This window comes from Streptomyces sp. NPDC014734 (assembly GCF_043083325.1).
Classification (GTDB): Bacteria; Actinomycetota; Actinomycetes; order Streptomycetales; family Streptomycetaceae; genus Streptomyces.
On the sequence record NZ_JBIBYN010000051.1, the window covers coordinates 1 to 8,693 of the forward strand.

Annotated in this window: 2 protein-coding genes; both read right to left on the reverse strand. The window is 72.6% G+C overall.

Annotation, left to right across the window (positions count from 1 at the left end; genetic code table 11):
• Positions 1-2,957 (reverse strand): type I polyketide synthase (locus tag ACF1CT_RS37185; RefSeq protein WP_391788460.1); only part of this gene is annotated, 2,957 nt, incomplete at its 3' end.
• 52 nt (positions 2,958-3,009) lie between these two features.
• Positions 3,010-8,693 (reverse strand): type I polyketide synthase (locus tag ACF1CT_RS37190; RefSeq protein WP_391788461.1); only part of this gene is annotated, 5,684 nt, incomplete at its 5' end.

The following is an 8,693-nucleotide window of genomic DNA, read 5'->3' on the forward strand; positions in this document are numbered from 1 at the left end:
CCAACCTGATCCCCCGCACGAACCGCCAACTCCACAAACGCCGTCCCCGGCAACAACACCGACCCCGCCACCACATGATCGGCCAACCACGGATGAGTATCGAGGGCAAGACGTCCGGTGTAGAGGAAGCCGTCGGTGTCGGCGAGGGCCACGGCCGCGCCGAGCAACGGGTGGTCCGCCGCGCCGAGGCCGGCCGAGGCCATGTCTCCGGTCAGGTAGCCGGTGTCCAGCCAGTAGGTCTCACGCTGGAAGGCGTACATCGGGAGTTCGACGCGTGTGGCGCCGGTCCCCGCGAACACCGCGTGCCAGTCCGGTGATACGCCGTGTACGTGGGCACCGGCCAGTGCGACCGCCAGGCTGCCCACCTCGGGGCGACCGGCACGCAGCGCGGAGACAAGGGTGGCGTCCTCGCGGGTCAGGCAGTCCTGTGCCATGGCGGTGAGTACGCCGTCGGGGCCCAGCTCGACGAAGGTGGTGACGTTCTGCGCTTCCAGTGCACGGATGCCGTCGAGGAAGCGGACGGCCTCGCGGACGTGCCGGACCCAGAAGTCGGGACTGGTGATCTCCTCGGCGGAGACCACACCACCGGTCAGGTTGGACACGACCGGGATGCGCGGCGCCTCGTAGGTCAGTGTCTCCGCGACCTCGCGGAAGGCGTCGAGCATGCCGTCCATACGGGGCGAGTGGAACGCGTGCGAGACGGTAAGCCGCTTCGTCTTCCGGCCACGCGCCTCGAAACCTGCCGCGATCGCGACAGCAGCGTCCTCATCACCCGCGATCACGACGGACCGCGGACCGTTCAGCGCGGCAATGCTGACACTCTCGGTCAGCAGCGGCGCCACCTCGTCCTCCGACGCCTGCACCGCGATCATCGCCCCACCAGCGGGCAGCTCCTCCATCAACCGCCCACGAGCCGCCACCAGCTTCGCCGCATCGGAGAGGGACAGCACACCCGCCACATGCGCGGCAGCCAGCTCACCGATCGAATGACCCGACAGGAAGTCGGGCCGCACACCCCACGCCTCGACAAGACGGAACAACGCCACCTCGACCGCGAACAACGCGGGCTGCGTGAACCCCGTCCGACCGATCAACGCGGCATCATCACCGAACAGCACGGACTTCAGAGGCTGTTCCAGATGCCGGTCCAGCTCCGCACACACCGCGTCCAGGGCCTGTGCGAACACCGGGAACGCCTCATACAGCTCACGCCCCATACCCGGACGCTGACTCCCCTGCCCCGTGAACAGGAAGGCGCGCTTGCCGCTGGTGGTCCTCCCCTGGACCAGACCGGCGGCGGGCTTGTCGTCGGCGAGAGCCGTCAGGGCCCGGAGGAAACCTTCCCGGTCGTCCGCGACGATCGCCGCACGGTGGTCGAAGGCCGCGCGCCCGGTGGCGAGGGAGTGACCGAGATCGGTGGTGGACAGTCCGGGGTGCGCGGCGAGGTGGGCGAGCAGGTTCGTGGCCTGACCCCGCAGGGCGGCCGGGCTCTTCGCGGACAGGGTCCACAGCGGCAGTGCCGTGCCCGTGTCGTCGGTCGGCTGCTCGTCGGTGATGGGCTCCGGCTCGGGGGCCTGCTCCAGCACCGTGTGGGCGTTGGTGCCGCTGATGCCGAACGAGGAGACGGCGGCGCGACGCGGCTGGCCGGTCTCCGGCCACGGGCGGGTCTCGGTCAGCAGCGAGACGGTGCCCGCCGTCCAGTCGACGTTGGGGCTGGGCTCGTCGACGTGCAGGGTTTTGGGCAGCACGCCGTGCCGCATCGCCATGACCATCTTGATGATGCCCGCGACTCCGGCCGCCGCCTGCGTGTGGCCGATGTTCGACTTCACCGAGCCGAGCCACAGCGGTTGCTCCTCCGGCCGGCTGCGGCCGTAGGTGGCGAAGAGGGCCTGTGCCTCGATCGGGTCGCCGAGGGTGGTGCCGGTGCCGTGTGCCTCGACGACGTCGATCTGCCCGGGCGACAGCCGGGCACCGGCCAGGGCCTGGCGGATGACGCGCTGCTGCGACGGGCCGTTGGGGGCGGTCAGGCCGCTGCTGGCGCCGTCCTGGTTGATGGCCGAGCCCCGCACCAGGGCCAGCACCGGGTGGCCGTTCCTGCGGGCGTCGGAGAGCCGTTCCAGCAGGAGCATGCCCGCGCCCTCGCCCCAGCCGGTGCCGTCGGCGGCGGCGGCGAAGGACTTGCAACGGCCGTCGATGGCAAGTCCGCGCTGGCGGCTGAACTCGGTGAAGGTGCCGGGGGTGGACATGACGGTGACACCACCGGCAAGGGCGAGGGTGCATTCGCCGGTGCGGAGCGCCTGCGCGGCGAGGTGCAGGGCGACCAGTGAGGAGGAGCACGCCGTGTCGACGGTGACGGCCGGGCCCTCCAGGCCGAAGGTGTACGACACCCGGCCCGAGGCGATGGAGCCGGTGCTGCCGTTGCCGAGGAAGCCCTCGACATCCTCGGGCGCCGAGTACAGCCGAGAGGCGTAGTCGTGGTACATCAGGCCGGCGAAGACGCCGGTGCGGCTGCCGCGCAGGGTGGTCGGATCGATCCCGGCGCGTTCGAACGTCTCCCAGGTGGTCTCCAGCAGCAGTCGCTGCTGGGGGTCCATCGCCAGGGCCTCGCGCGGGCTGATCCCGAAGAACGCCGGGTCGAAGTCGGCGGCGTCGTGCAGGAAACCACCCTCGCGGACGTACTCCTCGTGTCCGGTCTCCGGGTCGGGGTCGAAGAGCACGTCCTCGGCCCAGCCGCGGTTGACCGGGTACGGGGAGACCGCGTCTCCGCCGCGGGCCACGAGTTCCCACAGGTCCTCGGGGGTGCGTACGCCTCCCGGGTAGCGGCAGCTCATCGCCACGATGGCGATGGGCTCCTGGTCCCGCTCCTCCACCTCGCGCAGCCGACGGCGCGCCTCGCGCAGATCGGTCGTCGCCCGCTTGAGGTAGTCGAGGTACTTTTCCTCGTTCGCCACAGCCATTTTTACGCCATCCCCACGTAACTAAGAGTTCCGAAAGCTCACGTGGAGCTGGTCAGTTGAGCCCGAGCTCGTCGTCGAGCAGATCGAAGATCTCGTCCGCGGTAGCGGACTGGAGCTCGCGGTCGTCGGCGGCGCTGTCCGCGGCGCCTTGCGTCTCGTTCCACTTCGCGAGGAGATCGCGCAGACGGACGGCGATGCCGGGGCGTTCGACGTCGTCCGGGCCGATCGCGGCGAGAATCGCTTCGAGTTTGTCGAGTTCCGCGTGCACGGGGGGCAGTGCGGAGTCCGCACCGTCCAGCCCGAGTTCCTCGCGCAGGTATCCGGCGAGTGCGGTGGGTGTCGGGTAGTCGAAGATCAGGGTGACCGGCAGTCGGAGCCCGGCGGCCGCACCCAGGCGGTTGCGCAGGTCCACGGCGGTCAGCGAGTCGAAGCCCAGGTCGAGGAAGCCCCGCCCGGCGTCGACGTCGTCCGGCCCGGCATGGCCGAGCACGGCCGCCACGTGGGTCCGCACCAGGTCCAGGAGCTCCCGGTCGCGCTCCGTCTCCGGGAGCGCGGCCAGCCGTTCGGTCAGCGAGCCCGTGGGCGCGGCGGCGACGACGCCGGTGCTCTCGGCGGCCCGTCGTGCGGGGGTGCGGACCAGGCCGCGGAGCAGCGTGGGCAGCATCCCCGCGGCGGCCTGGGCGCGCAGGGCCTTGGTGTCGAGGCCGATCGGGACCAGCACCGGTTCGTCCAGTGTGCCTGACAGGTCGAAGAGTGCCAGGCCCTCGCCCTGTGGCAGCGGTGCGTAGCCGCCGCGCCGCATCCGGGTCACGTCGGACGCGTCAAGGCTTCCCGCCATGCCGCCGTCCGCCGCCCAGAGGCCCCAGGCGAGCGAGGTGGCGGGCAGGCCGCGGGCCGCACGGTGCTGCGCCAGGGCGTCCAGGAAGGTGTTGGCCGAGGCGTAGTTGCCCTGTCCCGCGCTGCCGAAGACACCGGCGGCGGAGGAGAAGAGCACGAACGCGGACAGGTCGAGGTCCCGGGTGAGTTCGTGCAGGTTCCACGCGGCGTCGACCTTGGGGCGCAGCACCGCGTCGAGACGTGTGTCGGTGAGCGAGCCGATCACGCCGTCGTCCAGCACACCGGCGGTGTGCACCACCGCGGTCAGGGGGTGTTCGGCGGGGATCGTGTCGAGGGCCTGTTCCAGCGCCCGGCGGTCGGCCGCGTCGCATGTCGCCCAGGTGATCCGGGCGCCCAGTGCGGTGAGTTCGGTGGTGAGGTCGGCCGCGCCGGGGGCCTGTTCGCCGCGGCGGCCGACACACAACAGGTGCCGCACGCCCCGTTCGGCCACCAGGTGGCGGGCGAACAGGGTGCCGAGCGTGCCGGCGGCGCCGGTCAGGAGCACCGTGCCGGACGGGTCGAACTCCGTGCCGGTGCCGGTGCCGGTGTCCCTGGCCGGGACGCGGGCCAGCCGGAAGGCGTACGCGCCGCCGGAGCGGAGCGCGAGTTGTGGTTCGTCGGTGGCGAGTGCCGCGGGCAGGGCCCGCTGGGAGGCGTCGGTGGCGTCGGTGTCGATCAGGACGAAGCGTCCGGGGTGCTCCGACTGGGCCGAGCGCACCAGGCCCCATACCGTGGCGTGGGTCGGGTCGGCGAGGTCCTCGCCGTTGCGGGCGGCGACCGTGTCGCGGGTGACGAAGACGAGTCGTGCGTCGCCGAAGCGGGTGTCGTCCACCCAGTTCCGCACAAGTGCCAGGGCGTCGCGGGCGGCGGCCCCGGCCGTTTCGGGCAGGTGCCGGCCGCTCCCGGAGCCGGTCGCGGTCCCGGTCAGGGGTACGAGGACCACGTCCGGGGCCGGTCCGTCCGCGGCGGCGAGCGCGGCCAGGTCGGTGTGGGCGTCCAGGGGCCGGCCGGCGACGGTGAACGGTTCGTCGCCCAGTGCCGCCCAGCGGCTGCCCGGCGGGATCTCCCCGGTCTGTTCGGACGGCAACGGCAGTGCGGTCCATTCCGGCCGGAACAGGGATTCGTGGTGTGCGGTGCGCGAGGCGTCCAGTTGCTCGGCCGAGACCGGTCGCAGCACCAGCCCGTCGATGGTGGCCACGGCGGCCCCGGCGGCGTCGGCGAGCCGGAGCTCGACGCCGCTGCCGGTGGCGGCCGGACGGAGCCGGACGCGCAGTGCGGCGGCGCCGGCGGCGTGCAGGCGTACACCGGTCCAGGCGAACGGCAGTCGCGCGCCCTCGTCGGAGCCGTCCAGGCCCAGTGCGTGCAGGGCGGCATCCAGCAGCGCCGGGTGCAGTCCGTAGGCACCGGCCAGGGTCTCGTACCCCTGGGGGAGCCGGACCTCGGCGAACAGTTCGTCCCCGCTGCGCCAGGCGGCCGTCAGGCCCTGGAACACGGGGCCGTAGCCGAGTCCGGCGGCGGCCGCGCCCGGGTAGAAGTCGCCGGTGTCGATCGCGGTCGCGTCGGCGGGGGGCCAGACGGTCGCGTCGAAGGGTTCGGCGGCAACGGTCGGGCCGGGGACCAGGAATCCGGTGGCGTGCCGGGTCCACGGCTCGCCGCTGTCGGCCTCCTCGCGGCGGGAGTGCAGGCTCAGACCGCGTCGGCCTGTCTCGTCGGCGGCCGTCAGCTCCAGCCGGAGTTGCACCGCGCCCTGCTCGGGCAGGACCAGCGGTGCCTGGAGGGTCAGCTCGTCGACGCTGTCGCAGGCGACCTCCTCACCGGCGCGCAGTGCGAGTTCGACGAAGGCCGTGCCCGGCAGCAGCACGGTGTCCATGACGGCGTGGTCGGCCAGCCAGGGATGGGTGCGCAGGGACAGTCGGCCGGTGAACACCAGGCCGCCGGTGTCGGGAAGTTCGACCGCCGCGCCGAGCAGCGGGTGGTCGGCCGTCCCCAGGCCCGCGGAAGCGACGTCCTCGGCGGAGATGCCCACGTCCAGCCAGTAGCGGCGGCGCTGGAACGGGTACGTCGGCAGGGTGACGCGGGTGGCGCCGGTGGCGGCGTAGAACGCGTCCCAGTCCACCGTCGCGCCCCGTACGTGGGCCAGGGCCAGGGCGGTGGCCAGGGTCCGTGTCTCGGACCGGCCGGTGCGCAGCACGGGCACGAAGGCCACGTCGGCTGCGTCGGCGGCATCGGGGGCGTCGGCACCGGTGGTCAGGCAGTCCTCGGCCATGGCCGAGAGCACGCCGTCCGGGCCGAGTTCGACGAAGGTGGTCACGCCCGCCCCGTGCAGGGCGCGCACGCCGTCGATGAAGCGGACGGCCTCTCGGGCGTGCCGGACCCAGAACTCCGGCAGCCGGATGTCGTCGGCCGTGGCCACGGTTCCGGTCAGGCAGGAGACGATCGGGATCTTCGGGGCGTGGAAGGCAAGTTCCTCCGCGAGCTTCCGGAAGTCGGCGAGCATGGGTTCCATGTGCGGCGAGTGGAAGGCGTGGCTGACGGTGAGGCGCTTGGTCTTGCGGCCCCGCGCCTCGAAGCCTGCGGCGATCTCCAGCGCCGCGTCCTCGTCACCGGCGACGACCACGGAGGCGGGGCCGTTGAGTGCGGCGATGCCCACCCGCTCGTTCAGCAGCGGGAGCACCTCGTCCTCGGAAGCCTGGAGGGCGATCATCGAGCCACCGGCCGGGAGTTCCTGCATGAGTCGGCCGCGGGCCGCGACCAGGCGGGCCGCGTCCTCCAGGGACAGTACGCCCGCGACATGCGCGGCGGCGATCTCGCCGATGGAGTGGCCGCAGACGAGGTCGGGCTGTATGCCCCAGGCCGTGACGAGGCGGAACAGCGCCACCTCGATCGCGAACAGCGCGGGCTGGGTGAAACCGGTCCGGTCCAGTGGCTCGGCGTCGTCGCCGAACAGCACGGTCTTCAGCGGACGGTCCAGGTGCCGGTCCAGCTCGGCGCACGCCTCGTCCAGCGCCTGCGCGAACTCGGGGTGGGCGGCGTACAGTTCGCGACCCATGCCGAGCCGCTGGCTGCCCTGCCCGGTGAACAGGAACGCCACCTTGCCGTCGGTCGCGACACCGTGCGACACCTGTGCCGGATCGGTCTCGCCGCGCGCCAGCGCGTCCAGGGCGTGCAGTGCCTCGTCCGGGGTCGCGGCGACGAGTGCGGCCCGGTGTTCCAGTGCGGCGCGGGTGGTGGCGAGCGAGTAGCCGAGGTCGGTGAGGCCGGACCCGGTGCTGTCGTCGCCCGCCGTCCCGGCTTGCCCGCCGATGTGGTCGCGGAGCCGCCGGGCCTGGGCGCGCAGCCCGTCCTCGCCCCGTGCGGACAGCAGCAGGGGCACGACGGGCAGTCCGGTACCGGAGGTCGGGGAGTGTGGTGCGGCCTGGGCCTCGTCGGCCGCCGGGGCCTGCTCGATGATGGCGTGTGCGTTGGTGCCGCTGATACCGAAGGAGGAGACGGCGGCCCGGCGCGGACGTCCGGCACGCGGCCACTGCCTGGCCTCGGTCAGCAGCGAGACCGCGCCGGCCGCCCAGTCGACGTGCGGGGAGGGCTCGTCGACGTGCAGCGTCTTGGGCAGGAGCTCGTGCCTCATGGCCTGCACCATCTTGATGACGCCTGCCACGCCGGAGGCGGCCTGGGTGTGGCCGAGGTTGGACTTCACCGATCCCAGCCACAGCGGCCGGTCGGCGGGGCGGTCCTGGCCGTAGGTGGCGAGCAGTGCCTGCGCCTCGATCGGGTCGCCCAGTGTCGTGCCCGTGCCGTGCGCCTCGACCACGTCCACCTGGTCGGACGTCAGCCGCGCGTTGGCGAGCGCCTGGCGGATGACGCGCTGCTGCGACGGGCCGTTGGGGGCGGTGAGGCCGTTGCTGGCACCGTCCTGGTTGACGGCCGAGCCGCGGACGACCGCCAGGACCTCGTGGCCGTTCTTGCGGGCGTCGGAGAGCCGTTCCAGCAGGAGCATGCCCGCGCCCTCGCCCCAGCCGGTGCCGTCGGCGGCGGCGGCGAAGGACTTGCAACGGCCGTCGGCGGCAAGGCCGCGCTGGCGGCTGAACTCGATGAAGGTGCCGGGCGTGAACATGACGGTGACACCGCCGGCGAGGGCGAGCGTGCATTCCCCGTTGCGCAGCGCCTGCGCCGCCAGGTGCAGGGCCACCAGCGAGGACGAGCACGCCGTGTCGACGGTGACGGCCGGGCCCTCCAGGCCGAAGGTGTATGCCACCCGGCCGGAGACGACGCTGCTGGAACTGCCGGTGCCGAGGTAGCCCTCGACCTCCTCCGGAGCGGCGTGGAGTCGTGAGCCGTAGTCGTGATACATCACGCCGGCGAAGACACCGGTCTGGCTGCCCCGCACCGCCAGCGGGTCGATTCCCGCGCGTTCGAACGCCTCCCAGGCGGTCTCCAGCAGCAGCCGCTGCTGCGGGTCCATGGCCAGTGCCTCGCGCGGGCTGATCCCGAAGAACGCCGCGTCGAACTCGGCGGCGTCGTGCAGGAAGCCGCCCTCACGGGCGTAGGAAGTGCCCTGGGTTTCCGGATCCGGGTCGTAGAGCCCGTCCAGGTCCCATCCCCGGTTGTCGGGGAAGAGCGAGATGCCGTCGTTGCCGGCGGCGATCATCTGCCACAGGTCCTCGGGAGTGCGCACCCCTCCCGGGTAGCGGCAGCTCATCGCGACGATCGCGATCGGTTCGTCGTCGCCGACGGCCGCCGTGACGGGGGCCGGGGCGAGTGGCGTGGTCTCGTCGCCGACGAGTTCGGTCCGCAGATGGCGGGCGAGGACGCTCGGGTCCGGGTAGTCGAAGACGAGCGTGGCCGGAAGCCGCAGCCCCGTCA